This is a genomic window from Streptomyces sp. NPDC047085, assembly GCF_040643735.1.
In the GTDB taxonomy this organism is placed as follows: Bacteria; Actinomycetota; Actinomycetes; order Streptomycetales; family Streptomycetaceae; genus Streptomyces.
On sequence record NZ_JBEYUW010000001.1, the window covers coordinates 227793 to 254263 of the forward strand.

Consider the following 26471-nt stretch of genomic DNA (forward strand, 5'->3'; position numbering starts at 1 on the left):
TAGTGCCCGGGATCGGGCGCGCGAATCGGTGAACGCGGCAGCGCGGGCTTGCGTACCTGTTCTCAACCGACGTGAGGACAGGCGATGGAAGCTCCGCAGGTTTCGGCGATGCATGCTCTGCCCGATGGTGAGGCCGAGCTGTCTCTGGTGGTACGGCTCCCCTGGGAGGACGTGGCGCGGCTCGGTCAGGAGGCGGGGCGGCTGGCGTCGCAGATGCAGCGGCCCGTGACGCTGGACGAGGCGGTGAGCTATCGGCTGCGGTCGACCCGGCCGACGGCGTCTCACGCGAAGCCTCCGGCCGAGCAGCCCGCGGCCATGACGTCGGGCGCGGGTGTCACGTCCTTGCCGCGGATCAGCACGACGGCCTGAAGCGGGACGGCGTAGAGCGGGACTGCTCACGGCCGGACGGCTCAGGAACGTCCTCGGTGAATCTTCGCCGTCGCCTTTCTCGCCGCCACCAGGACCGGGTCCCACACCGGTGAGAAAGGCGGGGCGTAGCCCAGGTCCAGGGCGGTCATCTGCTCGACCGTCATCTGCGCGGTCAGCGCCACCGCTGCGATGTCCACGCGCTTGGCCGCGCCCTCCCTGCCGACGATCTGGACGCCGAGCAGACGGCCGGTGCGGCGTTCGGCGAGCATCTTGACCGTCATGGGGGAGGCGCCGGGGTAGTAGCCGGCGCGGCTGGTCGACTGGATGGTGACGGTCTCGTACTGGAGGCCCACCCGGTCGGCGTCCTTCTCGCGCAGGCCGGTGCGGGCGATCTCCAGGTCGCAGATCTTGCTGACCGCCGTGCCGACGACGCCCGGGAAGGTGGCGTAGCCGCCGCCGACGTTGGCGCCGATGATCTGGCCGTGCTTGTTGGCGTGGGTGCCGAGCGGGACGTACTGCTCCTGTCCGGAGACCAGGTTCAGCACCTCGACGCAGTCGCCGCCCGCCCAGATGTCCGCGTGGCCGCGCACCCGCATGGCGAGGTCGGTGAGCAGGCCGCCGCGCGCCCCGAGCGGCAGGCCCGCCGCACGGGCCAGGGTGGTCTCCGGGCGCACGCCGATGCCGAGGACGACGAGGTCCGCCGGGTACTCGGCGTCGTCCGTGGCCACCGCGCGGGCGTGTCCGTCGCTGTGGGTGAGCACCTTGGTGACCTCGGCGTCGTTCACCATCGTGATGCCGAGGCCCTCCATGGCCTCGTGCACCAGGCGGCCCATGTCCGGGTCCAGGGTCGACATGGGCTCCTTGCCGCGGTTGACGACCGTCACCTGGAAGCCGCGGTTGATCAGCGCCTCGGCCATCTCCACGCCGATGTAGCCGGCGCCCACGACCACCGCGCGACGGCCACGCGCGCGTGCCAGCGTGTCGAGCAGGGCCTGGCCGTCGTCCAGGGTCTGCACACCGTGCACGCCGGGGGCGTCGGCGCCCGGCATGTCGGGGCGGATCGGGCGGGCGCCGGTGGCGATGACGAGTTTGTCGTACGACGTCCAGGACTCGGCGCCGGAATCGACGTCACGCGCGCGTACCCGCCGCCCGGCCACGTCGATCTCCATGACCTCGGTGCGCAGCCGCAGATCGATCCCGCGCGCGCGGTGCTCGTCGGCGGTGCGGGCGATCAGCCGGTCGCGTTCGGGGACGTCGCCGCCCACCCAGTACGGGATCCCGCACGCCGAGAAGGACGTGAAGTGCCCGCGCTCGAAGGCCACGATCTCCAGCTCGTCCGGCCCCCGCAGCCGGCGCGCCTGCGATGCCGCGGACATCCCCGCGGCATCGCCGCCGATCACGACCAGCCGTTCCGTGCCGCCCCGCCCCGTGCCGCCCCGCCCACCACTCATGCTCATGCGAACACGCTACGGGGCGCGGGCATTTCAGGCCCGGTCAGCTGCCGTCGCCGGACTGCGGCGAGCCGGCCTCGGGCGAGGTGGTCTCCGGCGCCGGGCGCGCGTGGGGCAGCGGGCCCAGGGCGGTCGCCGCGGGCGCCGGCTCCGCGGGGCGCGGCAGCCGCGGGCGTACGACCTTGCGCCACAGCAGCGCGAGCAGCGCCGCGAGTACGGCGAACGGCAGGACGGCGCCCAGGGCGAGGGCGATCCAGCGCAGCATGGTGACGAACACGTGCCAGCCGCCGGACAGGGCGTCCAGGAAGCCCGGGCTGTCGTCCTTCTCCGCGGCCTTGTGCACGGGCTTCTCGGACAGGGACAGGGTGATCGTCGCCAGGCTCGTGCGGTCCTTCAGGGACGCCTGCTGGGCCAGCAGCGCCTCCAGGTCGGCCTCGCGGCTGCTCAGCTCCCCCTCCAGGGTGACGACGTCGCTCAGCTTGGACGCCCGGTCCATCAGCTCGCGGATCCGGGCCACGCTCGCCCGCTGCGACGTGATCCTGCTGTCGACGTCCACCACCTGGTCGGTGACGTCCTCGGCCTTCGCGGTGCGCTCGACCAGCTTGCCGGCGCCCTGGAGATCGGTGAGGACCTCGTCGTACTTCTCGGTCGGCACGCGCAGCACGACCCGGGTCTGCTCGTGGCCGTCGGAGTCGCGGCTCGTGGTCTCGTCGCCGACGTAGCCGCCCGCGTTCTCCGCGGTCGTGCGCGCCGCGTCGAGGGCCTTGGGCACGTCCTTGACCACGACGGTCAGGGAGGCGGTGCGGATGATGGAGTTCGGGGTGAGCGTGGGCGCCTTGCGGGCGGGCTTCGAGGTGTCCGCCTTGCTGCCGCCCGCGCCGGCCTCCCGCACCGGGGCGTCCGCGGCGGACTTCGCGTCGCCGCCGCCCGAGTCGTTCGCGCCGCTGCATCCGGCGAGCGCGAGGGAGGCGGCGAGCAGGACACCGGCCAGGGCCTGGACCGGTCGTGCGGGGCGCAGGGGATGTGCGGGGCGTGCTGGGCGTGCGGAATGTGGCGTGCGCATGGGCGGTACCCCCGAGGACGGTGACATGGACGCTTCTTCGACGCCGGGGGGTGCGGGAACGTTGGGTTCCCGGGGTCCCGATGCGGTCACGGTCCGGGCACGCCCCGGACAAGGGGCCTGCCGCCCGGGGCCGAGCGGGGGGATGGCCTCGGGGCCGGCCGAGGGGCGGCCGTGGGGGCCGAACGGCCCTGGCGGGAGTGTCAGTGGGGTTTGAGAGAGTGGGGGCATGAGCGCAACGGACACGGGCACGGGGCATGTCGTCGTCATCGGAGCCGGCGTCGCCGGACTGGCCGCCGCGCACCGGCTGCTGCGGCGCGGCGCGCGCGTGACGGTGCTGGAGGCCTCCGACCGGGTCGGCGGGAAGCTGCTGCCCGGTGAGATCGCCGGCGCCCGGGTCGACCTCGGTGCCGAGTCGATGCTCGCCCGCCGCCCCGAGGCGGTGGATCTCGCGCGCGAGGTGGGGCTCGTCGACCGGCTGCGGCCCCCCGCGACCGCGAGCGCCTCGATCTGGACGCGCGGCGCCCTGCGCCCCATGCCCAAGGGCCATGTGATGGGCGTCCCCGGCACCGCCGCCGCCCTGGCCGGCGTGCTCTCCGACGAGGGCCTCGCCCGCATCGAGCGCGACGCCGACCTGCCCCGCACCGAGGTCGGCGACGACGTGGCGGTGGGCGAGTACGTGGCGGCGCGGCTGGGCCGCGAGGTCGTCGACCGGCTGGTCGAGCCCCTGCTGGGCGGGGTGTACGCGGGCGACGCCTACGCCATCTCGATGCGCTCGGCCGTCCCGCAGCTCTTCCAGGCGGCCCGCACCCACGACTCCCTGACGGCCGCCGTCCGCGACATCCAGGCCAAGGCCGCGGCGAGCGCCCAGACCGGCCCGGTGTTCATGGGCATCGAGGGCGGCGTGGGCCGGCTGCCCCTCGCGATCGCCGACTCGGTACGGGCACGCGGAGGCGAGATCCTCACCGGCACGCCGGTACGGGAGCTGCGCCGGGTCGCGGCGGTGCGTCCGGGCGGCGCCGACAGCGAGCCGCACGCGTCGGGCCGGGACGGCGGGCCGGCGGGGAACGCCGACGCGGGATCCGGCGGGACGCACGCGGCCGACGGCGGCTGGCGTGTCGTGGCCGGTGACCGGGTGCTGCACGCGGACGCCGTCGTCCTGGCCGTCCCCGCGCGCGCGGCCGCCGACCTGCTGCGGGCCGAGGCCCCGGCCGCCGCGAGTGAACTCGCCGGCGTGGAGTACGCCTCCATGGCGCTGATCACCCTCGCCTACCGCCGCGCCGACCTCGCCCTGCCCGAGGGCAGCGGCTTCCTCGTGCCGCCCGTCGACGGCCGCACCATCAAGGCCTCGACCTTCGCCTCCCAGAAGTGGGGCTGGATCGCCGAGGAGAACCCGGACGTCGTGGTGCTGCGCACCTCCGTGGGGCGCTACGGCGAGACGGAGGTGCTCCAGCGCGAGGACGCCGACCTCGTCGACGTCTCCCGGCACGACCTGCGCGCGGCCACCGGCCTGGACGCCGTACCCCTCGCGACCCGCGTCACCCGCTGGACCGACGGGCTGCCGCAGTATCCGGTCGGCCACCACGCGCGCGTGGCCCGCATCCGCGAGCACGTGGCCAAGCTGCCGGGCCTCGCGGTGTGCGGCGCGCAGTACGACGGCGTCGGCATCCCCGCCTGCATCGCGAGCGCGTACGCGGCGGCGGACCAGCTGGAGGGGGACCTCAGCGGGGTCGAGGAGCTGACGGCCAACCCGGTGCAGAGCCTCCACGGCGGAGCAGGAGAATAGGGACCATGAGTGACGATGCCCCCACCACCGAGTCCGGCAGGATCCCGAACAAGGGCAAGCTGGCCAAGGACCTCAACGAGGTCATCCGCTACACCCTGTGGTCGGTCTTCAAGCTGAAGGACGTGCTGCCCGAGGACCGCACCGGTTACGCCGACGAGGTCCAGGAGCTGTTCGACCAGCTCGCCGCCAAGGACGTGACGATCCGCGGCACGTACGACCTCTCCGGCCTGCGCGCCGACGCCGACCTGATGATCTGGTGGCACGCCGAGACCAGCGACCAGCTGCAGGAGGCGTACAACCTCTTCCGCCGCACCAGGCTCGGCCGCGCCCTGGAGCCGGTCTGGTCGAACATGGCGCTGCACCGCCCCGCCGAGTTCAACCGCTCGCACATCCCGGCGTTCCTCGCCGACGAGACGCCCCGCGACTACGTGAGCGTCTACCCCTTCGTGCGCTCTTACGACTGGTACCTGCTGCCCGACGAGGACCGCCGCCGCATGCTCGCCGACCACGGCAAGATGGCCCGCGGCTACCCGGACGTGCGCGCCAACACGGTCGCCTCGTTCTCGCTCGGCGACTACGAGTGGGTCCTGGCCTTCGAGGCCGACGAGCTGTACCGCATCGTCGACCTCATGCGTCACCTGCGCGCCTCCGAGGCCCGCATGCACGTCCGCGAAGAGGTGCCGTTCTTCACCGGGCGCCGCAAGTCGGTGGCGGAGCTGGTCGCCGGACTGGCTTGACAGGTATCGGCCCCTTTGTCCGGCCGGGGGTCCGGGGGTTGTCCCCCGGGAGGTGCAGCACCGGGCGCCGCAAGTCGGTGGCGGAGCTGGTCGCCGGACTCGCCTAGGAGTCCTTGCCCTTCAGGCTGTCCCTCAGGGTCCCCCGGTCGGTGCGGCCGGCCGGGACGTCGGGCTCGGCCGGGGCGGCCGGCCGCGGCTCCGGGTGCGGCGCGCAGGAGGCGTGCCGCGCCGGGAGGCGGCCCTCCAGCAGGTAGGCGTCCAGGTGGGCGTTGACGCACTTGTTGGGGCCGCCGCCGATCCCGTGCGTGCCCGCGTCCCGCTCGGTCACCAGCACCGAGCCGGCCAGCCGCCGGTTCATCTCCAGCGCCCCGGCGTAGGGCGTGGCCGCGTCCCGCTCGGCCGCCAGGATCAGCACCGGCGGCAGCTCACCCGGCCCGGTCCGCACGTCCAGCGGACGCTGCCGGGGCGCCGGCCAGTAGGCGCACGGCAGGTTCATGAACGCGTTGTCCCAGGTCTCGAAGGGCGCCACGCGCGCGAGCCGGGTGTTGTCGCGGTCCCACACCGCCCAGTCCGTCGGCCAGGGCACGTCGTTGCACTCGACCGCCGTGTACACCGCGGTGCCGTTCTCCGCCTCGGCGGCCGTCTCCGGGCTCGGTTCGGCCAGCCGGATCAGGGGCTTCGCGTCCCCCTTCAGATAGGCCGACAGCGCGGCGGCCCGGCTCGGCCAGAAGTCGTCGTAGTACCCGGCCGTCAGGAACGCGTTCTGCAGCTGACCCGGCCCGACCTTCCCGCCCGCCGCCTTCGCGGCCAGCCGGGCGCTCGCGGTGTCGTAACTGCGCTGCACCCGCGCCGCCGTGACGCCGAGCCCGTACACGTCGTCGTGGCGGGCGACCCACTCGCGGAAGTCCGTCCAGCGGTCCTCGAACGCGGCCGACTGGTCGAGGTTGTCGCGGTACCAGATCCGGTCCGGGGCCGGGTCCACCGCCGAGTCCAGCACCATGCGCCGCAGATGCGAGGGGAACAGCGTCCCGTACAGCGCGCCGATGTAGGTGCCGTACGACGCCCCCATGAACGTCAGCCGGCTCTCGCCCAGTGCGGCCCGCAGGACGTCCAGGTCACGGGCGTTGTTGAGGGAGGTGTAGAACCGCAGCTTGCTGCCCGACCGCTCGGCGCAGCCGCGCGCGTACGCCTTCGCCCGCGTGATGCGCTGCCGCTTGTACGCCTCCGTCGGGTGGGTCGGCGCCTGGCTGGGGGCCTTGAAGAAGTGCTTGGGGTCCTCGCAGGACAGCGGGGCGGAACGGTCCACCCCGCGCGGGGCGTAGCCGATCAGGTCGTAGGCGGCGGCGATCCGCTTCCACTCGGGCACCACGCCGATCATCGGGAAGTTCATGCTGGAGGCACCGGGGCCGCCCGGGTTGTAGACGAGGGCGCCCTGCCGGGGCACCTTGCGCTTGCTGTTGCGCGGGTCCTTGTGGGTGGCCCGCATCCGGCTGACCGTCAGCTTGATGTGCCTGCCCGAGGGGTGCGCGTAGTCCAGCGGGACGCTCACCGTGCCGCACTGCATCCCGGCCGGAGCCTCCTGCTCGGCGGGGCAGGCGCCGAACCTGATGCCGCCGCCCTTGGCACGCGCGGCGGCGATCGCGGTTCCACGCGCCTCGGCCGCACCCGGCACGCCGGCCGGCACACCGGGTGCGCCGCCCGGCATACCGGGTGCGCCGCCCGCCGGGGCCGCGGCCAGGGTGGTCAGGAGCAAGGAACCGGCGGCCGCGTACAGGACGGCAGCTCTCATCGCGAATCCCTTCGGTGCGCGGCGGCGATGGCACGACTGCCACGGCCCGGCGGCAACAAAAGGGATGTTTCGTATGGTTGTCGGCGAAGGCAAGCACCGTCCGGCCGGTGTCGGCGTCAATGCCCCCGATGCGCCTCCGGAACGACCCTCACTCGTGCCAGGGCTGGTCACGGTGGGCGAAGGCGGCCCGCAGCCCGGGCTCGCCTATCGCACGGACGCCCCGTACGGCGACGGAGGTGAGGAACGAGCGCTCGTCGCCGTCCCCGGCCGGCTGCCGGGTCAGGGCGTCGAGCAGCCGCTGCCCGGCCGGGGAGGCCCAGGGCGAGTACGGGTGCACCTCGACCCGGGCGAGGGCCAGGCAGCTCAGGGTCAGGACGAGGGGCAGCGCGAACCAGAGGGCGACCAGGAGGCGCGGCATCCCGTTCTGAGCGGGCATCAGCAGGGCGGTCGCGCCCAGCGCGAGCACGACCAGCGCGGCGGAGCGCACCTGACGGACGCCGTCCGCCACGGTCGTGCCCGCGCCGGCGGGCACCGCGAGGCCCGCGCGGACGAGCCCGTCGGCGAGCCGGCGCACGGCCTCGGCGCCGGCCGCCGCGGCGCGCACCGGAGCGATCCGGGACTGCCCCTCGGGCCCGATCGCCCCTATGACGGACTGCTCCATCTCGTCGCGGCCGCGCGGGTCCACGACCGTGGCCCAGCCGGTGTGCGCGAGCAGCAGCCGTCGCTGCCGGGCCATGGAGACCATGGTCAAATCGGCGACCCGGGCGGGGCCGCCGGACAGGAACGCCGCCTCGTACAGCGTCAGATCGTGCCGCGTCGCCGCGATCGCCCGGTCCCGCGTCGTCGCGTCCCTGTCCGCGGCCGCCGCACGGACCGCGGCCAGGCACAGCCGAGTGCAGGCGATGCCGGCGAACGCCCAGGCCAGAAGTAGGAGAAGGACCCAGAACATGACGCGTTTCTATGCCAGGGGCCTGGGAAAACGCCATGCCTTGTTCACTGTGCGGACAGAGTGTTGCCGGTATGTGACGTTCCGCTTTTGCCGCAGGTCAGGGAGTCCCGGACGGCGGGGGCACGGCGGTGGCGGGCGGCAGGGAGTACGACGCGGACGGCGAGGGCGCGACCGGAACGGCGGAGGCCGGGTCCACGGCGGGCGGTGAGGGGACGGGGGTGGGGGAGGCCGCCAAGTCCCGGGCGAGCGCCGAGAAGTCGACGTATCCCGTCGCCTCCAGGATCCTGATGTGGTCCAGCACCGTCGTGTTGGCGTCGTCGGCGAGATCGCGCACCAGCGAGTTCTGGGTGCCGGCGCGGACCTGGGCGACCAGCGAGAACACCCGGCCGTGGGCGAGGCGCAGGATGCCCGCGAACTGCCGGTCGAAGTCCTGCCCCTGCGCCGTATTCAGGGTGTCGAGCCACTGTTTCTGCTGCTCGTTCGGCTCGTTGGGCAGGGCCACGCCGAGCTGGGAGGCGACCGTGCGGACGTGCGCGTCGAGGGAGGTGTGTCCGTCGACCAGGTGCCGGCCGGCGTCGCGTACGGCCTGCGTGGTCCCCTTCCGCAGCGCCAACTGCCCGGCGGGCAGCTCCCAGAGCCCCGCGAGGCGGACCTTGGTCACGAAGTCCCGGTCCTGCGCGGACAGCGGCCCGAACGGTGTCGTCACCGTCTGCGCGCTCAGCACGCTCGCGTTCGCCGCGTCCGGCCGGTCGGCGTACGACCAGATCGGTATCAGCAGCGCCACGGCTGTTGCCGCGAGGGCCGTGATGATGAGCCCGGTCCCACTGAATATGCCTCGGCCCTGGATCGGGCGTCGCGGTCGCATCGTGCCTCCTGCACCGCACTCCGGTGTGCTTCGGGTGCGGGCTGGCATATTACTGCGGAGTTGGGAGCGGGCCGTTCCGGGCTGCGGGCGGGTGGGGCCGGTCGCGTCCTGCTCAGCCCCTCCGCAGCAGCACCTTCGCCCGGGCCGTCAGGCCGTGGGGGCGTGGGGCCGGGCCCGAGCGGTCCAGCCACCAGTTCCGCAGCCGCCGTCGTACCCGCGCATCGCCCGGCCGGCCGGTCTTCAGCAGCTGGGCCGCGAAGTCCAGCGCGTCCTGCCGGTACCCCCCGGTCATCGGCCGCTCCCGCGCGTACTCCAGGAACGCCTCCCGGTATCCGTCCCCGAGAATCACCGGCAGCTCCGGCGCCACCTTGGCTACCACACCGGCCCGCTTCGCCGCGAGCGCCCGCGCCTGGACGCGCATCCGGACCCGGTCGAACCCCTCGGGCACCGGCGTCCCGGCCACCAGCGCGGACAGCACCGCGGCCTGCGCCACGCCGAGCCGCTCCCGGGCCTGCGGCGGGGCCAGGAGGGCAACGCCTCCCGCTCCCGCGCCGTCGGCCTCACCAGCGCTCGCACGTGCCGTAGGAGCCACCCGGGGCGTGCCCGCTGCCGCCACCGCCGCGCGGATCGCCTCCAACTCCCCCTCCAGCTCGCCCGGCTCGGGGAAGCCCTCGTCCCGCTCCAGCAGCACCCCGGGCGGCGTGACGCGGGACGCGAGGTCGGTCAGGATGTCGAGGACCGGGCGCGGCACCGGGTGCGCGTGGCTGTCGTGCCACACGCCGTCCCGCTCGAAGCCGCCGGCGACATGGACGTACGCGAGGGCCTCCAGGGGGAGTTCGGCGAGCGCCTCGGCCGGGTCCTCGCCCCGGTTGACGTGGTTGGTGTGCAGGTTCGCCACGTCGATGAGGAGTCGTACGCCGGTCCGGTCGGCCAGGTCGTACAGGAACTGTCCCTCGGTCATCTCCTCGCCCGGCCAGGAGAAGAGCGCGGCGATGTTCTCCAGGGCCAGCGGCACCGGCAGGGCGTCCTGCGCGATGCGCACGTTCTCGCACAGCACGTCGAGCGCGTCCCGGGTGCGCGGCACGGGCAGCAGATGGCCCGCCTCCAGCCGCGGGGACGCGGTGAGCGCGCCGCCCGCCCGGACGAACGCGATGTGCTCGGTGACCAGGGGCGCGCCCAGGGCCTCCACCCGCTCGGCGAGTGCCGCGAGGCGCCCCTCGTCGGGCCGCTCCGCGCCGCCGAGGCCGAGGGAGACGCCGTGCGGGATCACGGTCACCCCGCGCTCGCGCAGCCGTACCAGCGACTCCGGGAGATGACCGGGGCAGACGTTCTCCGCCACGACCTCCACCCAGTCGATGCCCGGCATGCCCTCCACGGCGTCCGCGATCTCCGGCCGCCAGCCGATGCCCGTGCCCAGTCGCCGCATGGCTCGTCCCCTTCTCCGAATGTCGGGGGTATGGCCCCGCCACCCGGCCCCGAATCCCCGAGCCCGCGCCTTCAGAGCAACATTTGAGGTTCTCCGGTTCCCCGCCCGCCGGCAGTCGGCGTCGCGTCGCGTCACGTCAGGAGTGAGCCGGATCACGTTCTGGTTGCCGCATCCGTTGTCCGTGTGGCCGAGAAGGGCAGCTGCCTGAGGACCTTCACCCGCGACGGCGCGGCCGCGGATCTCCGTTGGGTCGGCGACCACACCTACATGAAGGCCGACAAGAAGTTCTGGCAGCAGACAGCCAAAGAAGAGGGCTCCTCCCCCCAGGAGACGAACGCGCTCATCACGATCCTGGCAAGCGCCCCAGCGGCGCGAAGCGTTCGCCGCCCTCCACCGCGACGGTCAGCCCGGGGGCGATCTCCGTGAAGCCCGCGTCCCGGACCAACGGCAGTCCGCCGGCGGTCAGTCGGCGCCAATCGGCGGGGTCGGCGGTGCGCACGGCCAGGGGGAAGCCTGCCTCGCGCCACGCGGTGCGGGCCTCGTCGTCCAGCGCCCACCAGGCCAGCTGGGCGCCGTGTCCGGCCTGGGCCATCGACTTGCCGGCCGACATCTCCAGTTCCGGGTTCAGCCACAGCACCGGCTCGGCCCGGTCGGCGGCGACGGGCGGTTCCGGGTCGTCCAGGTCCGTGCCGGACACCTGGAGCCTCGCCAGGTCCTTGGGCCAGCCGTCCAGCGGGATCGGCGGGAAGACCCGTACCTCCGCGGACTTGCCGGTCACCGTGATCCCGGGCAGCGCCTCGGCCCGCCGCCACTCGGCGCCCCGGGCCCGGCGGACGACCTTCCGGATCCGTGCGTCCTCCCAGTTCCGCACCGCCTCGGCCCACTCCCCGTCGCCGAGCGCCCGCTCGTCGCCGAGCAGGACGAGCACGGCACGCGCGGCGGTCTCCAGGGCGTCGGTGCGGGCCGGCGGAGCGCCTCGCTCTATCCGTACGACGAGGGGCAGCACGAACTGCGGCGCCTCGTCGCGGGGGTTGCGCTCGGTCTGGAAGGGGCCCTCACCGGGGGCGTCTGGAACGTGGCTCACGAGGGACAACCCTACGAGCCGCGCGTCCGGACTGGATACGCTGGTCCTTCTTGATCGACGACACGGGACACGTGGTCATCGACGCAACGGGGGGATCTGATGAGCCAGTACTACGACGTGGACGGCCGGACGCTGTGGAACCCGTCCAACGGTGCTTCACGTCTGTTTCTGCGGCAGGTGGCGGTCTTCGAGGCGGAGCTGGGGATCCCCTCGGGCTTCGGGCCGATGGAGAACGACGAGTGCGACATCGATCCGGTCGCCTTCGAAGCCTTCCTCGACGCCCTGCTCGCCCAGCACCACCGGACCAGCCACATCGTGCTGCTCGCCCTGTCCGAGGGGTTCGTCGCCACCGTGCTGGTGCTGGCGGAGCGTGCCGGGATCGCGGTGGACTGGGCGCGGTTCGAAGAGGCCCCGCGGGGCCCGTTCGCGGACGTGCAGATCACGGCCGGCGTGGGGATGTCCACCCCGGCGGGGGGCGGAACATGGGGTGCGGCGCTGCGCGAACGGGCGCGGGAGGTGGGCCGGGGAATGGCCTGGTGAACGGGAGCGTCGGCGTGGTGCACGGGAGTGTCGGCCTGGTGAACCGGAGTGCCCGGCATGCGAGCTGAGCTGCGGCTGTCCGGCGTCGGCCGGCGCTACGGACTGCGCGGGCCCTGGGTGCTGCGAGGCGTGGACCTCACCCTGGCGCCCGGCACCCTCACTCGCGTGGAAGGGGCCAACGGCACCGGAAAGTCCACCCTCCTGCGCCTCCTCGCCCGGCTCGACACCCCGACCGAGGGCCGCGTCACCGGCCGCCCCCGCACGGCCTACGTGCCCGAGCGCTTCCCGGCGGCCCTCCCCTTCACCGCCGCCGGCTATCTGACCCACCTCGGCACCGTCCACGGCCTCTCCCGCACCGCCGCCGCGCGGGCCGCCGGCATCTGGCTGGAACGGTTCGGTGCGGCCGCGTACGCCGGTACGCCGATGGCACGGCTGTCCAAGGGCAGCAGCCAGAAGGTCGCCGTCGCCCAGGCCCTGCTCGCCGAACCGGAGCTGCTGGTGCTGGACGAGGCGTGGACCGGGCTGGACGCGCCCGCGCGGGCCGAACTGGAGCGGGCGGTGGCCGAGCGGACCGCCGCCGGGGGCGCCGTCGTCTTCGTGGACCACGACCCGCGCCGCCTGGCCGGGTTGCCCGACGCGACCTACACGGTGGTGGGGGCTTCGCTCCAGCGCCGTACGGACAAGGGGAGTTCACCGGAGGACGGGCCACTCACCCGTGTTGTCGCGCAGGGGCCGCAGGGCGGGCAGTTGCCGCCGGAGGCGGCGCGCGCGGTCGTCTCCGCCGAGGAGACCACGCCGGGCGTCCACCGCCTCACTGTCCCCGCCTCCCACTCCGACGTCCTTCTGCGCGCCCTCCTGACGGCCGACCCGCCCTGGCACGTGGTGAGCGTCGAACCGCCCGGCGCCGCCGACCCCGACCCTGATCCCGACCACGCCACCGGAAGCCGCCCATGACCGCCCTGCTGCGCTATCAGGCCGACCTGCTCCTGCGCTCCCAGCGCTGGCTGCCCCCGGTCATCCTCTACGCCGCCTTCCTCGCGGTCGGTGTGCAGAGCGGCCAGCCGGTGCTCGACTCGCTCGGCTACACGGCCGCCGCGCTGCTGCCGGTGGCCGCCTGGCTGGTGCGGATCTGCGTCACCGGCGAGCCGGACGCGGCGCGCGCCTGCGTCGCCGCCGCGCGGGGCCCCGCCCGCGCCCATCTGGCCTGTCTGCTGACGGCGCTGATCGCCTCGGCGCTGCTCGGGGTGGCGGCGACCCTGGTCGTGACCTTGATCAGCGATCCGGCGAGCAACGGCCACCGGATCCACGTGCCGCCGCTCCGGGCCGGCACGGCCGGGCTGCTGGCCACCCTCTCCTGCGCGCTGGTCGGCTCGGCGATCGGCGCGCTCACCAACCGGCCGCTGCTGCGCTCCACCGGCCGCGCGGTGCCGACGATGCTGCTCGCCGCGCTGCTGTCCGTCGTGCTCGCCGGCTCCCCGGCGCAGGCCGCGGTCAGCGGTCTGGTGACCGGCTCGCAGTCCGGCCGGATCCCGGTGCCGCTGCTGCCGCTGGCCGGGGCGGCACTCGCCACCGCCGCGGCCTTCGCCGCCGCGAGCGCGCTCACCACCCGCAGGTCACCCTGAGCAGGCGGTGCGCTCCGCCTCCCGCCACTCGCACACCGGGCACAGGGTGATGCCCTTGTACGACTCCGGGTACTCCGTCGGCTCCCGGCACAGCACGCACTCCGCGTACGGCGGCCCGTCGGCCTTCGGGGGCCGGGTGGCGTCGACGATCATGCAGTACGGCTCGTCGCCCTTCTCGGTCTTCTCCGCCTTCTCCGTCTTCTCGGTCATGCCTTCAGCGTAGGACGGTCACCGGTGGCCGTTCGTCTCGCCGATCAGCTCGGAGACCTTCACGAAGCGGTATCCCTGCTTGCGCAGTTCCGGTACGACCGTGCGTACGACGCGCTCGGTGGTCGGGGCGGCGCTGCGGGTGCAGTGCATGACGACCACCGAACCCGGTTTCACCCCGTCCAGCACCTGCCGGGAGACCGCGTCGGCGTCCGTGGCGAACGCGTCGCCGCTCACCACGTCCCACTGCACCGCGGTGACCCCGACCCCGCTGATGGCGCGCAGCGCCTGACGGTCGTAACAGCCGCCCGGGAAGCGGAAGTACGGCATCGGGTTCGGCACGCCCGCCGCGCGGATGGCCGTGTACGCCCGCTCGACGTCCGACCGCATCCGGGCCGCGTCGACGGTCGGCAGGCCGTAGCAGTCGGCGGTGAACGCGTAGTGGCTGTAGGAGTGGTTGGCCACCTCGAACTGCGGGTCGTGGCCGAGGGAGCGGGCCTGGGCGGGGTACTGCTCGGCCCACCGGCCGGTCATGAAGATGGTCGCCGGGACCTTCAGCGTGCGTAGGGTGCCGATGAGGTCCGGGTTGTCGAAATGCTCGCCGGCGGCGGCACGCTGCCCCTGGTCGGCGGTCATGTCGGCGTCGAAGGTCAGTGCGACGGTCTTGCCCAGGGTGCGGGGCCCGTGCTCGAACACCGGGGTCAGGCCGCCCGGGCCCGGGGTGAGGGTCGGCGGGCGGGAGGCGGACGGGGACTGGGGGGCGGCGGGCTTGGCGTGCGCCGGGCGCGCGGTCCCGGAGGTGCCCGCGGAACCGCAGGCGGCGAGGGTCGCGCCCAGGGCGCAGACGGCGGTGATACGGCGTGCGTGTGCAATCACCGTATGAAAGTAGGACTAATTGTTTGTTTGTGTGACTATACGACCCGTGGCGCGGCCGTACGGTCACCCGTGCGGAGGTCGGCCGGGGCACATGTCAGCGTCCGTAACGCCCCGTCAGGGAGCCGGTCGCGAGGGTGTGACCGGACAGGGCCTGCAGGAGGTCGGCGGGGGTCGCGTCGGGGGCGAGGTCCGGGTCGTGATCGGTGGCGTACACCGTGAGGACGTAGCGATGCGGCCGGTCGCCGTGGGGCGGGCAGGGGCCGCTGTAACCGGTCCTGCCGAAGTCGTTGCGGCCCTCGGTCGCCCCCTTGGGGTGCCGGCCGGAGGTGAGGCGGGTGGTGTGCGGGTCGATGTCCCACACCAGCCAGTGCGTGAAAGTGCCGCGCGGGGCGTCGAGGTCTTGGAGCAGGAAGGCGAGGCCGGCGGTGGTCCCGGGGACGCCCGCGACGGCGAGCGGGGGTGAGACGTTCTCGCCGTCGCAGGTGAACAGGCGGGGAATCGTGCCGCCGTCCACGTAGGCGGTGCTGGTCACCGAGAGCCGATGGCCCGCGCCGGCGGAGGGGACGGGAGACGAGGGAGCGGGGGCCGTACTGCCACCGCCGCCGTCCCCGCACCCCGCTGCCACCGCCATCGCGACCAGGGCCACCACCCAACCTCTGCGCATACCCGCACGCTAACCGGAATGTGCCGCTCGCTCACCGTCCGGCGCGGGCAGTTGATGGCCCCTTTCCAGGAAGTGCAGCAACTCCACCGGGATGGGCAGCACCAGCGTCGAGTTCTTCTCGGCCGCCACCGCCATCACCGTCTGCAGCAGCCGCAGCTGGAGCGCGGCCGGAGTCTCGGACATCTGCTGCGCGGCCTCGGCCAGCTTCTTGGAGGCCTGCAGCTCGGCGTCGGCGTTGATGATCCGGGCCCGGCGCTCCCGGTCGGCCTCGGCCTGACGGGCCATGGACCGCTTCATCGTGTCCGGCAGGGAGACGTCCTTGATCTCCACCCGGTCGACCTGGATGCCCCAGCCGACGGCCGGGCTGTCGATCATCAACTCCAGGCCCTGGTTGAGCTTCTCCCGGTTGGAGAGCAGGTCGTCCAGATCGCTCTTACCGATGATCGAGCGCAGCGAGGTCTGCGCCATCTGCGAGACCGCGAACTTGTAGTCCTCGACCTTCACCAGTGCGCTGACCGCGTCGACCACCCGGAAGTAGACGACGGCGTCCACGCGCACGGTCACGTTGTCGCGGGTGATGCCCTCCTGGGCCGGGATCGGCATGGTCACGATCTGCATGTTGACCCTGTGCAGCCGGTCCACGAACGGGATCACCAGGTTCAGGCCCGGCGTCCGTACGTCACCGGCGACCCGGCCGAGCCGGAACAGCACACCCCGTTCGTACTGCTTGACGACCCTTGCTGCCATCGCCAGGTACACGACGCTCACGGAACCGAACGCCGCGAGCGCACCCAGCAGGTCCTGGAGCATGATGACCTCCTCATCGAGAGGTCCGCGCTTGTATCCGCACTTGCAACGATAGTTCCGCTCCGGGACTGAAGCCATGGGCGGTACGGAAAGGCCGGGCCGGGCCACCGAGGGGCGTCGGCGGCCCGGCCCGGGGAACCGGCACCCCGAAGGGAAACCCGAAAGGAAGAGTGACGTCACCTCTCCGGCTCGGGCCCGGACGCGGCCGTCAGACCCGTCAGACGCACCGGCTCCGTGCCCGCCGCGCCGTGGCGTGCCGTCCAGGCCTCCAGGGCCGTCCGGCAGGCGTGGTCCAAGTGGTGGAGGCCGGAGAGGTCCAGGCGGACCGGGCGGTCCTCGGGCAGGGACTCCAGGCTGTCGAGGATCTTCGGCAGGCGCAGGAAGGTCGCGTTGCCCGACAGATGCGCCTCGATCGGGCCGGCGCCCTTGTCGACGACCTCCAGCCGGACGTGCGAGGCCTCCCAGGCCGTCTTGACGATCGCCAGCGCGAGCCCGATGAGCACGCCCTCGAACATGCTGACGACGACGATCGACACGGCGGTGACGGCCAGTATCAGCGCCTCGCCCCGGTGCTCGCGCCACAGCACGGTCAGCGCCCCGACCGGCACCAGCTTGGCGCCGGAGTGGATCAGGATGCCCGCCAGGGCGGGGATCGGAATGTACGCGAGCGCGTCCGGCAGCAGCGCGGCGAACAGCAGCAGCCAGACGCCGTGCAGGACGCGGGACGCCTTCGTACGGGCGCCCGCCTGCACGTTCGCCGCGCTGCGCACGATCACCGCGGTCATCGGCAGCGCGCCGAGCAGCCCGCACACCGCGTTGCCCGCGCCCTGGGCCATCAGCTCCTTGTCGTACGCGGTGCGCGGCCCGTCGTGCAGCCGGTCCACGGCCGCCGCGCTGAACAGCGACTCAGCCGACGCGATCAGCGTGAACGCGACGACCGTGCCGAGCGCCGCGACGCTCGCGGTTTCGGCGAAGACGCTCAGCGGCGGCGGCTGGATCGCCCCCAGCAGCCCCTTCACCTCGACGGTGGCCACTGGCAGGCGCAGCACCAGCGCGGCCAGCATGGCGAGGCCGACGGCGGCGAGCGGTCCGGGAACCGTGCGCAGCCTCGCCGGCGCGTGCTTCCACAGCACCAGGACCGCGACGGTGCCCGCGCACAGGTCCAGCGAGGCGAGCGCCCGCCCGTCGTCGAGGGCGTCGAGGAGCGCGCCCGGCAGTCCGGCCAGCTTGGCCAGGCCCGAGGCGGGGGCCTTCGCCGCCATGGCCGGGTACAGCTGGCCGGCGATCAGCACCAGGCCGATACCGGCCAGCATGCCCTCGACGACCGAGACGGAGATGGCGCGGAAGTACCGGCCCAGCCGGAGCGCGCCCATGAGGAGCTGGAGCAGGCCGGCGGCGAGCACGATCGCGCCCAACGCCGGCAGCCCGAACTCCTGGACCGCCTCGTAGACGAGCACGGTCAGCCCGGCGGCGGGCCCGGACACCTGGAGGCTGCTGCCGCGCAGCAGCCCGGTGACGAGCCCGCCCACGATGCCCGTGACGAGGCCCAGCTCCGCCGGGACGCCGGAGGCCACGGCCACGCCCACGCACAGCGGGAGCGCGACCAGGAAGACGACGAGGGAGGCCGCGAGGTCCTGCCGCAGATATGGGAAGCGCCCTGTGGCGCGCGATATGAGGTGGTTGCTGGTCATCGGCGCGCTCACAGGGCTTCGAAGGTGTCCGACTGCGGGCGGTGGGCCCGGACCGCGCCGGTGTGCACCTCGTAGTACCAGGCGTGCAGCCGGAGCCGGCCCTGTGCCGTCCCGCGCTGCACGCAGGGGTACGAGCGCAGCCGCAGCAGCTGGGTCAGGACGTGGCTCTGGACGCCCTCGGCGACCTCCGGGTCCTCGGCGGCGCCGGCCGGGCGCGGGGTGGCGCGCGCCAGCCAGTCGCGCACGGCGGGTACGGCGGTCAGGTCGTCGCCGCGCACCAGCGCGCCGACGGCGCCGCAGTGCGAGTGGCCGCAGACGACGATGTCGCGGACGCCGAGCACCTCCACGGCGTACTCGATGGTGGCGGCCTCGGCGGTGGGGTGCTCGGAGGCGTACGGCGGGACGATGTTGCCCGCGGTGCGCAGCTCGAACAGCTCGCCGGGGCGGGCGCCCGTGATCAGGGCCGGGACGACCCGGGAATCGGAGCAGGTGATGAACAGGACGTGGGGGGACTGGCCTGCGGCGAGTTTGGCGAACTCCTCAGGGCGCTGTCCGAAACTGCGGGCGTTGTCGATGAGGGGCTGCATCTGTGTGGACTCCTCCTGGCGCGCCTCAGCGGCGCGTCGGTGCGGAGCACCGGATGGTTCCGGGCCCGGTTTTGGCCATCGCATCACCAAGCGTTGGTCAATGGATGGTCAAGAACCACGTTAGCCGTGCGCGAGCCTTCGCGGTGTCAACTGGGCCTGAACACGCGCGAGAGAGCGTGAAAAGTGCGGGTCGCATGGCCTGAACGGCCCCTTGACCCGCACGAGTTCGAACAGCTAGGTCGAACGGCTCGGCCGTACAGCTCGGCCGAACGGCTCGGTCGTACAGCTCGGCCGAACGGCTCGGTCGTACAGCTACGACGTGACGAGCCCCTTCGCGTCCCGGGCCAGCGCGGTGAGCCGGGATATCGCGCGGAAGTACTTCTTCCGGTAGCCGCCCTTCAGCATCTCCTCGCTGAACAGCCGGTCGAACGGCAGCCCCGAGGCCAGCACCGGGACCTCGCGGTCGTACAGACGGTCCGCCAGCACCACCAGCCGCAGCGCCGTCGACTGGTCCGGCACCGGCTGCACGTCGGTGAGGCACACCGCCTTCACCCCGTCGGTCAGGGCGCCGTACCGGCTCGGGTGCACCCTGGCCAGGTGCTCCAGCAGATGCGGGAAGTCGTCCAGCGAGGCGCCCTCGGTGGCGTACGCCGCCTTCGTGACCTGCTCGTCGGTGAACGGCGCCGGGGCCTCGGGCAGGCCGCGGTGGCGGTAGTCCTCGCCGTCGATGCGCAGGGGGCGGAAGTGGGCGGACAGGCCCTGGATCTCGCGCAGGAAGTCGGCGGCCGCGAACCGGCCCTCGCCCAGCTTGCCGGGCAGCGTGTTGGAGGTGGCGGCGAGCGCCACGCCGGCGTCGACCAGCTTGCCGAGCAGGGTGGAGACGAGCACGGTGTCACCCGGGTCGTCCAGCTCGAACTCGTCGATGCACAGCAGGCTGTGCCCGGACAGCGTCTGCACCGTCTGCTGGAAGCCGAGGGCGCCCACCAGGTTGGTCAGCTCCACGAAGGTGCCGAACGCCTTGCGGGCGGGCTCGGCGGGGGTGGCGTGCCAGAGGGAGGCGAGCAGGTGGGTCTTGCCGACGCCGTAGCCGCCGTCGAGGTAGACACCGCGCGGACCGGCCGGGGTCTTGGGCGCCTTCGCCCGGCCGAACCCGAAGAAGCCGCGCCGGCCGGCGCCGGAGGCGTGCGCGCCGCCGAGCCCGGCCGCGAACCCCTCCAGGACCCGCACGGCCTCGGTCTGGCTCGGCTGCTTGGGGTCCGGGATGTACGTGGCGAAGCGCACCGAGTCGAACCGCGGCGGCGGCACCATCTCGGCGACCAGCCGGTCGGCGGGGACGCGCGGCTCGCGCTCGCACAGGGACAGCGGGCCCGCGTCGGTCAGAGGGCTGGACTCGGTGGCGGTGGTGGAGGACGACACGGTCACCCATGCTAAGCGCCGTGTAAGACTGCACGAATGCGACGCCTGTTCCCTGTGACCTACGAAACAGCAGCCCACGCCTTCGGTGGGGCCATGGAGGGGGAGGAGCTGCATGGGACGGCCGGTGCGCACGCCGCTCATGCGCTGGGCGACGCCGCCCGGACCCATCTGCTCGTGAACCGTGAGTGGACCCTCGCCGAGCTGGCCGCCGCCTACGCCTACCCCGAGCTCGCGGCCGGCACCTCCGGCGCCCCGCGGTCGTGGCTGCGGGCCAACATGGTCTCGACGCTCGACGGCGCCGCCCAGCACGAGGGGCGCTCCCAGCCCATCTCCTCGTCCGCCGACATGCGGATCTTCGGCACGCTGCGGGCGCTCGCGGACGTCGTCCTGGTCGGCGCGGAAACGGTGCGGCAGGAGGGGTACCGGCCCGCACGCGCGCGTGCGGAGTTCGCGGAGGCCCGGAAGGCCGCGGGGCAGGGTCCGGCACCGGCGATCGCGATCGTCACGGCGGGCCTGGACCTGGACTTCTCCCTGCCCCTGTTCACCTCGCCCCTGGTGCCGACGGTGGTCCTGACCGGCGCCGCCGCGCCCGCGGACCGGGTCGCCGCCGCCGAGCGGGCCGGTGCCCGGGTGGTCGTCGCCGGCGACGGCACGGGCGTCGACCCCGCGCGCGCGGTACGCGCCCTCGCCGACCTAGGCCACACCCGGCAGCTCACCGAGGGTGGACCCCGGCTGCTCGGCCAGCTGGTGGCCGCCGGCGTGCTGGACGAGCTGTGCCTGACCCTCTCGCCGATGCTCACCGCGGGGGGCGCGCAGCGCATCGCCGGGGGGCCGTCGGTGGCCGTTCCGCACCGCTTCGAACTCGTGTCCCTGCTGGAAGAAGACGGATATCTGTTCAGTCGTTACCGACGCTCCTGAAATCAGCGGAATCTGCCGTTCCGTTTAGCTTCCGGCGGGCACACTTAGTCCGGCAGCACCCGTGCGATCACGGGGCAGGATGGTTTCCGCAGGGCCTTGCCGGGCCCACGGAGGACAGAGGGTCCGACGGGCCCTTCAAGGAGAAGAGGCGCCTGGTGTTCACAAGCGTTCTGATGATCGAGAAGGCCCTGACGTCCGCCGACGTGGAGTTCGTCACCACCTTGCACGGAGACGAGCCGGTCACCTTCCACGTGCTGCTCCAGCCGCGCGGCGAACAGGCCGACCGTCTGCTGCGGGCCATCGACGACATCGCGCTCGGCGAACTCGACGAGGCCGTCCACGAGGGTGAGACGCCCGAGGGCCAGGCGGCGCGGAGCATGGGGGAGCAGGCGCTGGACGTGTCCGTGCAGGCGCTGCGGGCGGCGGGGAGCCAGGCGGAGGGGCGGTTGGTGGAGGACCATCCGCTGGACGCGCTGAAGGCCCTGGTCGCCGAGGTGGGGGCGGACGAGGTCATCGTGCTGACGGATCCCCATTACGTGGAGGAGTTCTTCCACCGGGACTGGGCTTCCCGGGCCCGGCACAAGGTAGGGGTGCCGGTGCTGAAGCTCTTCTCGCACAGCAAGGCGTAGGCGCTCCGCTGGGGGAGCCGGGGACCGGCCCCCTCGTTGCAAGGAGCCCGGCGCTTCAGCGCATAGGCTAGGGCCCGCTCAGCCTCGTACCGGAATCTTGGGGAGAACCACATGGCACCCGGCCTTCCTACCGCCATGGACCGACCGCACTTCATCGGCATCGGCGGAGCCGGGATGTCGGGCATCGCCAAGATCCTCGCGCAGCGGGGGGCCAAGGTGGCCGGCAGCGACGCCAAGGAGTCGGCGACCGCCGAGGCGCTGCGGGCGCTCGGGGCGACCGTGCACATCGGACACGCCGCCGAGCACCTCGCCGACGACGCCAGCTGTGTCGTGGTGTCGTCGGCGATCCGGCAGGACAACCCGGAGCTGGCCCGCGCCGCCGAGCTGGGCATTCCGGTGGTGCACCGGTCCGACGCGCTGGCCGCGCTGATGGAGGGGCTGCGCCCGATCGCCGTGGCGGGCACGCACGGCAAGACCACGACCACCTCCATGCTGGCCGTCTCGCTGACCGAGCTGGGCCGCGAGCCGTCGTACGCCATCGGCGGCGACCTGGACGCGCCGGGCTCGAACGCGCTGCACGGCGAGGGCGACATCTTCGTCGCCGAGGCGGACGAATCGGACCGCAGCTTCCACAAATACGCGCCCGAGGTCGCCATCGTCCTCAACGTCGAGCTGGACCACCACGCGAACTACGCCTCGATGGACGAGATCTACGAGTCCTTCGAGACCTTCGCCGGGAAGATCGTGCCCGGCGGCACGCTGGTGATCTCCGCCGACCACGAGGGCGCCCGCGAGCTGACCCGTCGCCTCGACGGCTCGGTGCGGACCGTGACGTACGGCGAGGCCGACGACGCGGACGTGCGCGTTCTCTCCGTCGTGCCGCAGGGGCTCAAGAGCCAGGTCACCGTGGTGCTGGACGGTCAGGAGCTGACCTTCACCGTCTCCGTGCCCGGCCGCCACTACGCGCACAACGCCGTGGCCGCGCTCGCCGCCGGTGCCGCCCTCGGCATCCCGGCCGCCGAGCTGGCCCCCGCGCTCGCCGCCTACACCGGCGTCAAGCGGCGCCTGCAGCTCAAGGGCGAGGCGGCCGGCGTCCAGGTGATCGACTCCTATGCCCACCACCCCACGGAGATGACCGCCGACCTGGAGGCCATGCGGTCCGCCGCCGGGGACGCGCGGATCCTCGTCGTCTTCCAGCCGCACCTGTTCTCCCGCACCCAGGAGCTGGGCAAGGAGATGGGGCAGTCGCTGGCCCTCGCGGACGCCTCCGTGGTGCTCGACATCTACCCGGCCCGCGAGGACCCGATCCCCGGAGTGACCAGCGAGCTGATCATCGATGCCGCGCGCGCCGCGGGCGCCGACGTCACCGCCGTGCACGACAAGGCGGAGATCCCCGAGGTGATCGCGGGAATGGCGAAGCCCGGTGATCTCGTTCTCACCATGGGCGCGGGCGACGTGACCGACCTGGGCCCGCGGATCCTGGACCGCCTTTCATAGAGCTGTCGCAGAGCTAAGGGGCTGAGAGTCATGTCGTACGACGTCGAGAAGCCGGACGAGCAGTGGCGCGCGGAGCTGACCCCGGCCGAGTACGCCGTGCTCCGCCAGGCCGGCACCGAGCCGGCGTTCACCGGTGAGTACACGGACACCAAGACCAAGGGCGTCTACTCCTGTCGTGCCTGCGGCGCCGAACTGTTCACCTCGGGCACCAAGTTCGAGTCGCACTGCGGCTGGCCGTCCTTCTACGACCCGAAGGACACCGACGCGGTCGAGCTGATCGAGGACCGGTCCCACGGCATGGTCCGCACCGAGGTCCGCTGTGCCCGGTGCGGTTCGCACCTCGGGCACGTCTTCGAGGGCGAGGGCTACCCCACGCCCACCGACCAGCGGTACTGCATCAACAGCATCTCGCTGCGGCTGGAGCCCGAGGAGGGCTGATCCCTCCGGGGGTTCGGGGGTCCGCGGGACGACCGGGGCGTGAGGGACTGGTGAGACTGGTGCCGGGCTCGCTCCGGTTTGAGATTCTGTGAGGGTGATGGGTGTCGCGCGCTGGATCCAGTCCCGTCGCGGGCCCGTGCCCGTCGGCAGCCGCCGACACGCGGACGAGAGCCGGCGGGGGGACGACAGCGCGTCCGAGGACGCGGCGGCCTGGCTGAGCGCGCTGCGGGCCGCCGCGGCCGGCATAGGGACGAAGCCGGACGAGGACGCGGCCCGCGCCGAGCTGGCCCGGGCCGTCGTACAGCTGATCGGCGGCACCGCCGCGGTCATGCGCCGCAGTGGGCACACCGTCTCGGAGTACGAGCAGATCACCGGGGACGCCCAGCTCCTGCCCGACGCCCGGTGGGCCGCCGCGGTGGCCCGGGAGACGGCCTCGCCCACGCTGGAGGAAGGCGCGGGCCCCTGGGTCGAGTACGTGGGCACCACCACCGTCACCGCGCTCTGTGTGCCGCTGGCCAGCGTAGACGACCAGTACGGCGTGCTCGTCTGGGCGCGGAAGGGGGAGCCGTACAGCCCGCCGGAGGCCGAAGTGCTCGCCCTGCTCGCCGAGCGCGCCGCCTCCCACATCCAGCACGTGCGCGCGTACGAGCAGATCAGCGGTACCGCCGGTGACCTCCAGCGGGCCCTGCTGGCCGAGCCCGGCCGCCCGCACCCGAACATGGACGTCGCCGTCCGCTACCTCCCCGCCGGACAGCGGGCGCTGGTGGGCGGCGACTGGTGCGAGACCGTACGGCTGCACTTCGGCCGCACCCTGCTGGTCGTCGGCGACGTCATGGGGCACGGCCTGGAGGCCGCCGTCGACATGAGCGCCTACCGCTCCTCGCTCCGCTACATCGCCTCCTCCGAACTGCCCCCGCACCGGGTGCTGCGACAGATGGACGACATCGCCGCCGGCGAGGCCGACCGCAGACCCGCCACCTGTCTGCTCGCCCGCGTGGACCCCGGCCGGGGCCAGCTCACCCTGGCCAGCGCCGGGCATCTGCCGCCCGTGCTGATCACCCAGGACGGCGAGGCCTCGCTGCTGCCCGTCCCGGTCGGTCCCCCGCTCGGCACCGGGCTCGGCGGGTACGAGTCGGCCACGCACACGCTGGAGCACGAGCAGACCCTGGTGCTGTTCACCGACGGGCTCGTGGAACACCGGGGTGAGGACATCGACGCCTCCCTCGCCCGGCTGGCCGCCCTCCGCTTCGCCCCCGGCCGCCATGTCGACGACCTCCTCGACACCATCCTCACCCGCCTGGACGCCCGCCACGCCGAGGACGACGTGGCCGTCCTCGCCGCCCGCCCCCACGCCCGGCAGCCGGCCCCCGGAGCGGACGACGACGCGGCGGGGGTGACACCGGCGACGTGACCGGGAGCACCACTCCGCACACTCCGCACACTCCGCTCCACTCCGCCCCTCGGAACACGCCACACCGCCGCCGAAGTGCCGCAACACAAGCGGTCTAGACTCGGCCCGCATCGGCCTCCGCACCGAAGACCGTGGCCGAAAGCGGGCGGAAAACCGCCAAACCCGAAGGGTGCGCGGCGTTTTGATACGGATAGATGCAGTCACGAAGCGGTACCCGGACGGAACGGTGGCGGTCGACGGGCTGTCGCTGGAGATACCGGACCGCGCGATCACGGTCCTCGTCGGCCCCTCTGGGTGCGGCAAGACGACGACCCTGCGGATGATCAACCGGATGGTGGAGCCCAGCGAGGGCCGCATCCTCCTCGACGGCGCGGACATCCGGGACCGGCCGGTCAACTCCCTGCGCCGGTCGATGGGTTACGTCATCCAGAACGCGGGACTCTTCCAGCACCGCACCATCCTCGACAACATCGCCACCGTGCCCCGGCTGCTGGGCTGGAACAAGCGGAAGGCGCGGGCGCGGGCGGGGGAGCTGATGGAGCGGGTCGGCCTCGACGCCTCGCTCGCCCAGCGGTACCCGTACCAGCTCTCGGGCGGCCAGCAGCAGCGCGTCGGCGTGGCACGGGCCCTGGCCGCCGATCCTCCGGTGCTGCTGATGGACGAGCCGTTCTCCGCCGTCGACCCTGTGGTGCGCAAGGGGCTGCAGGACGAACTCCTCAGGATCCAGGACGAGTTGGGCAAGACCATCGTCTTCGTCACCCATGACATCGACGAGGCGGTCAAGCTGGGCACGATGGTCGCCGTGCTGCGCACCGGCGGCAGGCTCGCCCAGTTCGCCCCGCCCGCCGAACTGCTCAGCGCGCCCGCCGACTCCTTCGTGGAGGACTTCCTCGGCGCCGACCGGGGCATCCGCCGGCTCTCCTTCTTCCCGTCGGACGAGCTGGAGTTGCAGACCGCCCCCGTCGTCCCGGTCGACGCGGACGCCGGCACGCTCGCCGCGCGCGGCGCCGCCGCTGCGGCCCCCTACCTCCTCGTGACGGACACCGACGGCACGCCCCTGGGCTGGGGCGAGCCGGACCGGCTCACCGCCGGGGACATCGACCGCGACCGACTGCTGCCGCACGGAAGGCCGTTCGTGCCCGGCAGGGACTCGCTGCGCACCGCGCTCGACGGGGCCGTGCTCTCGCCGACCGGCTGGGCCGTGGCCGTGGACGGCGAGGGCCGCGCCGTCGGGGTCGTCTCCCAGCAGACCATCGGCGAGGCGATCCGCGCCGCCCACAACGGCGACCGCGCCGACCGGGACGGAGCCCGCGCCGACCGGGACGGCGACCACGTCGACCGCGACGGGGGCCGTGCCGACGGCGATGCGGGCCACGCCGACCGCGACGGGGACCGTGCCGACCGGGACGGAGCCCGCGCCGACGGCGACGAGGGCCGCGCCGATCGGGACGGCGACCACGTCGACGGCGACGGGGGCCGTGCCGACGGCGATGCGGGCCACGCCGACCGCGACGGGGACCGTGCCGACCGGGACGGAGCCCGCGCCGACGGCGACGGGGGCCGCGCCGATCGGGACGGCGACCACGTCGACGGCGACGGGGGCCGTGCCGACGGCGATGCGGGCCACGCCGACCGCGACGGGGACCGTGCCG

The 26471-nt window shown here is 73.3% G+C and carries 25 protein-coding genes and 1 pseudogene; 12 read left to right on the plus strand and 14 right to left on the minus strand.

Annotated features, from left to right (window positions below; genetic code table 11):
- The first annotated feature begins 108 nt into the window (after positions 1-108).
- Entirely contained in the window at positions 109-369 is a 261-nt protein-coding gene (locus ABZ865_RS00825) for a hypothetical protein (RefSeq protein ID WP_361224273.1), read from the plus strand.
- A gap of 41 nt (positions 370-410) precedes the next feature.
- Here the strand turns inward: ABZ865_RS00825 and ABZ865_RS00830 are convergent, their stop codons facing one another.
- Complete coding sequence (locus ABZ865_RS00830) at positions 411-1826, minus strand: FAD-dependent oxidoreductase (RefSeq protein ID WP_361222058.1); 1416 nt, start codon at positions 1824-1826, stop codon at positions 411-413.
- Between the two features lie 37 nt (positions 1827-1863).
- Positions 1864-2883 (minus strand): DUF4349 domain-containing protein, encoded by a 1020-nt coding sequence (locus ABZ865_RS00835; RefSeq protein WP_361222059.1) that lies wholly within the window; start codon positions 2881-2883, stop codon positions 1864-1866.
- 226 nt (positions 2884-3109) lie between these two features.
- Between ABZ865_RS00835 and hemG the strand changes: the two genes are divergently transcribed.
- Together hemG and hemQ are read left to right on the plus strand one after the other, a co-directional pair.
- Positions 3110-4666, plus strand: coding sequence for a protoporphyrinogen oxidase (hemG, locus tag ABZ865_RS00840; RefSeq protein ID WP_361222061.1), 1557 nt, complete (start codon positions 3110-3112; stop codon positions 4664-4666).
- A gap of 5 nt (positions 4667-4671) precedes the next feature.
- Positions 4672-5403, plus strand: coding sequence for a hydrogen peroxide-dependent heme synthase (gene hemQ / locus ABZ865_RS00845; RefSeq protein ID WP_361222063.1), 732 nt, complete (start codon positions 4672-4674; stop codon positions 5401-5403).
- A gap of 103 nt (positions 5404-5506) precedes the next feature.
- Here hemQ and ABZ865_RS00850 read toward each other — a convergent pair whose 3' ends face one another.
- From ABZ865_RS00850 to ABZ865_RS00870, 5 genes are all read right to left on the minus strand, one after another.
- A complete protein-coding gene (locus tag ABZ865_RS00850; RefSeq protein WP_361222065.1) occupies positions 5507-7192 on the minus strand; it encodes an alpha/beta hydrolase in 1686 nt (561 codons plus the stop codon).
- A 148-nt stretch (positions 7193-7340) separates the two neighbouring features.
- On the minus strand, positions 7341-8141 hold the full coding sequence (locus ABZ865_RS00855) for a TIGR04222 domain-containing membrane protein (RefSeq protein WP_361222067.1): 801 nt from the start codon (positions 8139-8141) through the stop codon (positions 7341-7343).
- Positions 8142-8238: 97 nt separating this feature from the next.
- Positions 8239-9006: a DUF4142 domain-containing protein gene (locus ABZ865_RS00860; RefSeq protein ID WP_361222069.1), complete on the minus strand. Its 768-nt coding sequence runs from the start codon at positions 9004-9006 to the stop codon at positions 8239-8241.
- Positions 9007-9118: 112 nt separating this feature from the next.
- The gene (locus ABZ865_RS00865) at positions 9119-10432 is read right to left on the minus strand and encodes a DUF692 domain-containing protein (protein ID WP_361222070.1); all 1314 of its coding nucleotides are present in this window, start codon (positions 10430-10432) and stop codon (positions 9119-9121) included.
- Positions 10433-10775: 343 nt separating this feature from the next.
- On the minus strand, positions 10776-11516 hold the full coding sequence (locus tag ABZ865_RS00870; protein WP_361222072.1) for a peptidyl-tRNA hydrolase: 741 nt from the start codon (positions 11514-11516) through the stop codon (positions 10776-10778).
- A gap of 99 nt (positions 11517-11615) precedes the next feature.
- Here ABZ865_RS00870 and ABZ865_RS00875 point away from each other — a divergent pair, with 99 nt between their 5' ends.
- Genes ABZ865_RS00875 through ABZ865_RS00885 form a run of 3 tightly spaced genes read left to right on the plus strand, consistent with a single transcriptional unit; the run spans position 11616 to position 13678 of the window.
- The gene (locus tag ABZ865_RS00875) at positions 11616-12056 is read left to right on the plus strand and encodes a DUF6086 family protein (protein ID WP_361222074.1); all 441 of its coding nucleotides are present in this window, start codon (positions 11616-11618) and stop codon (positions 12054-12056) included.
- Between the two features lie 57 nt (positions 12057-12113).
- Positions 12114-13010, plus strand: a complete 897-nt coding sequence (locus ABZ865_RS00880; protein WP_361222075.1) for an ATP-binding cassette domain-containing protein — start codon at positions 12114-12116, stop codon at positions 13008-13010.
- Positions 13007-13678: an ABC transporter gene (locus ABZ865_RS00885; RefSeq protein ID WP_361222078.1), complete on the plus strand. Its 672-nt coding sequence runs from the start codon at positions 13007-13009 to the stop codon at positions 13676-13678. Before ABZ865_RS00880 ends, ABZ865_RS00885 begins: the two co-directional genes overlap by 4 nt.
- Here the strand turns inward: ABZ865_RS00885 and ABZ865_RS00890 are convergent.
- The 7 genes from ABZ865_RS00890 to zapE all read right to left on the minus strand — a co-directional run bounded on the left by ABZ865_RS00890 (position 13670) and on the right by zapE (position 19926).
- A complete protein-coding gene (locus ABZ865_RS00890; protein ID WP_361222080.1) occupies positions 13670-13888 on the minus strand; it encodes a hypothetical protein in 219 nt (72 codons plus the stop codon). The genes ABZ865_RS00885 and ABZ865_RS00890 overlap by 9 nt on opposite strands.
- Before the next feature lie 18 nt (positions 13889-13906).
- The gene (locus tag ABZ865_RS00895; RefSeq protein WP_361222082.1) at positions 13907-14761 is read right to left on the minus strand and encodes a polysaccharide deacetylase family protein; all 855 of its coding nucleotides are present in this window, start codon (positions 14759-14761) and stop codon (positions 13907-13909) included.
- Positions 14762-14855: 94 nt separating this feature from the next.
- Complete coding sequence (locus tag ABZ865_RS00900; RefSeq protein ID WP_361222084.1) at positions 14856-15425, minus strand: YbhB/YbcL family Raf kinase inhibitor-like protein; 570 nt, start codon at positions 15423-15425, stop codon at positions 14856-14858.
- A gap of 9 nt (positions 15426-15434) precedes the next feature.
- Positions 15435-16235, minus strand: coding sequence for a slipin family protein (locus ABZ865_RS00905; protein ID WP_361222086.1), 801 nt, complete (start codon positions 16233-16235; stop codon positions 15435-15437).
- A gap of 173 nt (positions 16236-16408) precedes the next feature.
- A complete protein-coding gene (locus ABZ865_RS00910) occupies positions 16409-17923 on the minus strand; it encodes a SulP family inorganic anion transporter (RefSeq protein WP_361222088.1) in 1515 nt (504 codons plus the stop codon).
- An 8-nt stretch (positions 17924-17931) separates the two neighbouring features.
- Positions 17932-18510 (minus strand): carbonic anhydrase, encoded by a 579-nt coding sequence (locus ABZ865_RS00915; RefSeq protein ID WP_361222089.1) that lies wholly within the window; start codon positions 18508-18510, stop codon positions 17932-17934.
- Between the two features lie 312 nt (positions 18511-18822).
- A complete protein-coding gene (gene zapE, locus ABZ865_RS00920) occupies positions 18823-19926 on the minus strand; it encodes a cell division protein ZapE (protein ID WP_361222091.1) in 1104 nt (367 codons plus the stop codon).
- A gap of 36 nt (positions 19927-19962) precedes the next feature.
- Between zapE and ABZ865_RS00925 the strand changes: the two genes are divergently transcribed.
- From ABZ865_RS00925 to ABZ865_RS00950, 6 genes and pseudogenes are all read left to right on the plus strand, one after another.
- The gene (locus ABZ865_RS00925) at positions 19963-20844 is read left to right on the plus strand and encodes a pyrimidine reductase family protein (RefSeq protein ID WP_361222093.1); all 882 of its coding nucleotides are present in this window, start codon (positions 19963-19965) and stop codon (positions 20842-20844) included.
- Between the two features lie 155 nt (positions 20845-20999).
- A complete protein-coding gene (locus tag ABZ865_RS00930) occupies positions 21000-21473 on the plus strand; it encodes an indole-3-glycerol phosphate synthase (protein ID WP_361222095.1) in 474 nt (157 codons plus the stop codon).
- A gap of 111 nt (positions 21474-21584) precedes the next feature.
- Entirely contained in the window at positions 21585-22970 is a 1386-nt protein-coding gene (gene murC / locus ABZ865_RS00935) for a UDP-N-acetylmuramate--L-alanine ligase (protein WP_361222097.1), read from the plus strand.
- 30 nt (positions 22971-23000) lie between these two features.
- Positions 23001-23408 carry a peptide-methionine (R)-S-oxide reductase MsrB gene (gene msrB, locus ABZ865_RS00940; RefSeq protein ID WP_361222099.1) on the plus strand — a complete coding sequence of 136 codons (408 nt, stop codon included), beginning with the start codon at positions 23001-23003 and terminating at the stop codon, positions 23406-23408.
- A gap of 97 nt (positions 23409-23505) precedes the next feature.
- A complete protein-coding gene (locus ABZ865_RS00945; protein ID WP_361224276.1) occupies positions 23506-24819 on the plus strand; it encodes a PP2C family protein-serine/threonine phosphatase in 1314 nt (437 codons plus the stop codon).
- A gap of 181 nt (positions 24820-25000) precedes the next feature.
- Positions 25001-26098 (plus strand): annotated as a pseudogene (locus ABZ865_RS00950) (ABC transporter ATP-binding protein); the annotation flags it as partial.
- Positions 26099-26471: the final 373 nt, after the last annotated feature.

Bases quoted from the DNA above. Each gene is read 5' to 3' on its own strand.
- ABZ865_RS00825 (WP_361224273.1), top strand. From the start codon at position 109: ATGCATGCTCTGCCCGATGGTGAGGCCGAGCTGTCTCTGGTGGTACGG.
- ABZ865_RS00830 (WP_361222058.1), bottom strand. From the start codon at position 1,826: ATGAGCATGAGTGGTGGGCGGGGCGGCACGGGGCGGGGCGGCACGGAA.
- ABZ865_RS00835 (WP_361222059.1), bottom strand. From the start codon at position 2,883: ATGCGCACGCCACATTCCGCACGCCCAGCACGCCCCGCACATCCCCTG.
- hemG (WP_361222061.1), top strand. From the start codon at position 3,110: ATGAGCGCAACGGACACGGGCACGGGGCATGTCGTCGTCATCGGAGCC.
- hemQ (WP_361222063.1), top strand. From the start codon at position 4,672: ATGAGTGACGATGCCCCCACCACCGAGTCCGGCAGGATCCCGAACAAG.
- ABZ865_RS00850 (WP_361222065.1), bottom strand. From the start codon at position 7,192: ATGAGAGCTGCCGTCCTGTACGCGGCCGCCGGTTCCTTGCTCCTGACC.
- ABZ865_RS00855 (WP_361222067.1), bottom strand. From the start codon at position 8,141: ATGTTCTGGGTCCTTCTCCTACTTCTGGCCTGGGCGTTCGCCGGCATC.
- ABZ865_RS00860 (WP_361222069.1), bottom strand. From the start codon at position 9,006: ATGCGACCGCGACGCCCGATCCAGGGCCGAGGCATATTCAGTGGGACC.
- ABZ865_RS00865 (WP_361222070.1), bottom strand. From the start codon at position 10,432: ATGCGGCGACTGGGCACGGGCATCGGCTGGCGGCCGGAGATCGCGGAC.
- ABZ865_RS00875 (WP_361222074.1), top strand. From the start codon at position 11,616: ATGAGCCAGTACTACGACGTGGACGGCCGGACGCTGTGGAACCCGTCC.
- ABZ865_RS00880 (WP_361222075.1), top strand. From the start codon at position 12,114: ATGCGAGCTGAGCTGCGGCTGTCCGGCGTCGGCCGGCGCTACGGACTG.
- ABZ865_RS00885 (WP_361222078.1), top strand. From the start codon at position 13,007: ATGACCGCCCTGCTGCGCTATCAGGCCGACCTGCTCCTGCGCTCCCAG.
- ABZ865_RS00890 (WP_361222080.1), bottom strand. From the start codon at position 13,888: ATGACCGAGAAGACGGAGAAGGCGGAGAAGACCGAGAAGGGCGACGAG.
- ABZ865_RS00900 (WP_361222084.1), bottom strand. From the start codon at position 15,425: ATGCGCAGAGGTTGGGTGGTGGCCCTGGTCGCGATGGCGGTGGCAGCG.
- ABZ865_RS00905 (WP_361222086.1), bottom strand. From the start codon at position 16,235: ATGCTCCAGGACCTGCTGGGTGCGCTCGCGGCGTTCGGTTCCGTGAGC.
- ABZ865_RS00910 (WP_361222088.1), bottom strand. From the start codon at position 17,923: ATGACCAGCAACCACCTCATATCGCGCGCCACAGGGCGCTTCCCATAT.
- ABZ865_RS00915 (WP_361222089.1), bottom strand. From the start codon at position 18,510: ATGCAGCCCCTCATCGACAACGCCCGCAGTTTCGGACAGCGCCCTGAG.
- ABZ865_RS00925 (WP_361222093.1), top strand. From the start codon at position 19,963: ATGCGACGCCTGTTCCCTGTGACCTACGAAACAGCAGCCCACGCCTTC.
- murC (WP_361222097.1), top strand. From the start codon at position 21,585: ATGGCACCCGGCCTTCCTACCGCCATGGACCGACCGCACTTCATCGGC.
- msrB (WP_361222099.1), top strand. From the start codon at position 23,001: ATGTCGTACGACGTCGAGAAGCCGGACGAGCAGTGGCGCGCGGAGCTG.
- ABZ865_RS00945 (WP_361224276.1), top strand. From the start codon at position 23,506: ATGGGTGTCGCGCGCTGGATCCAGTCCCGTCGCGGGCCCGTGCCCGTC.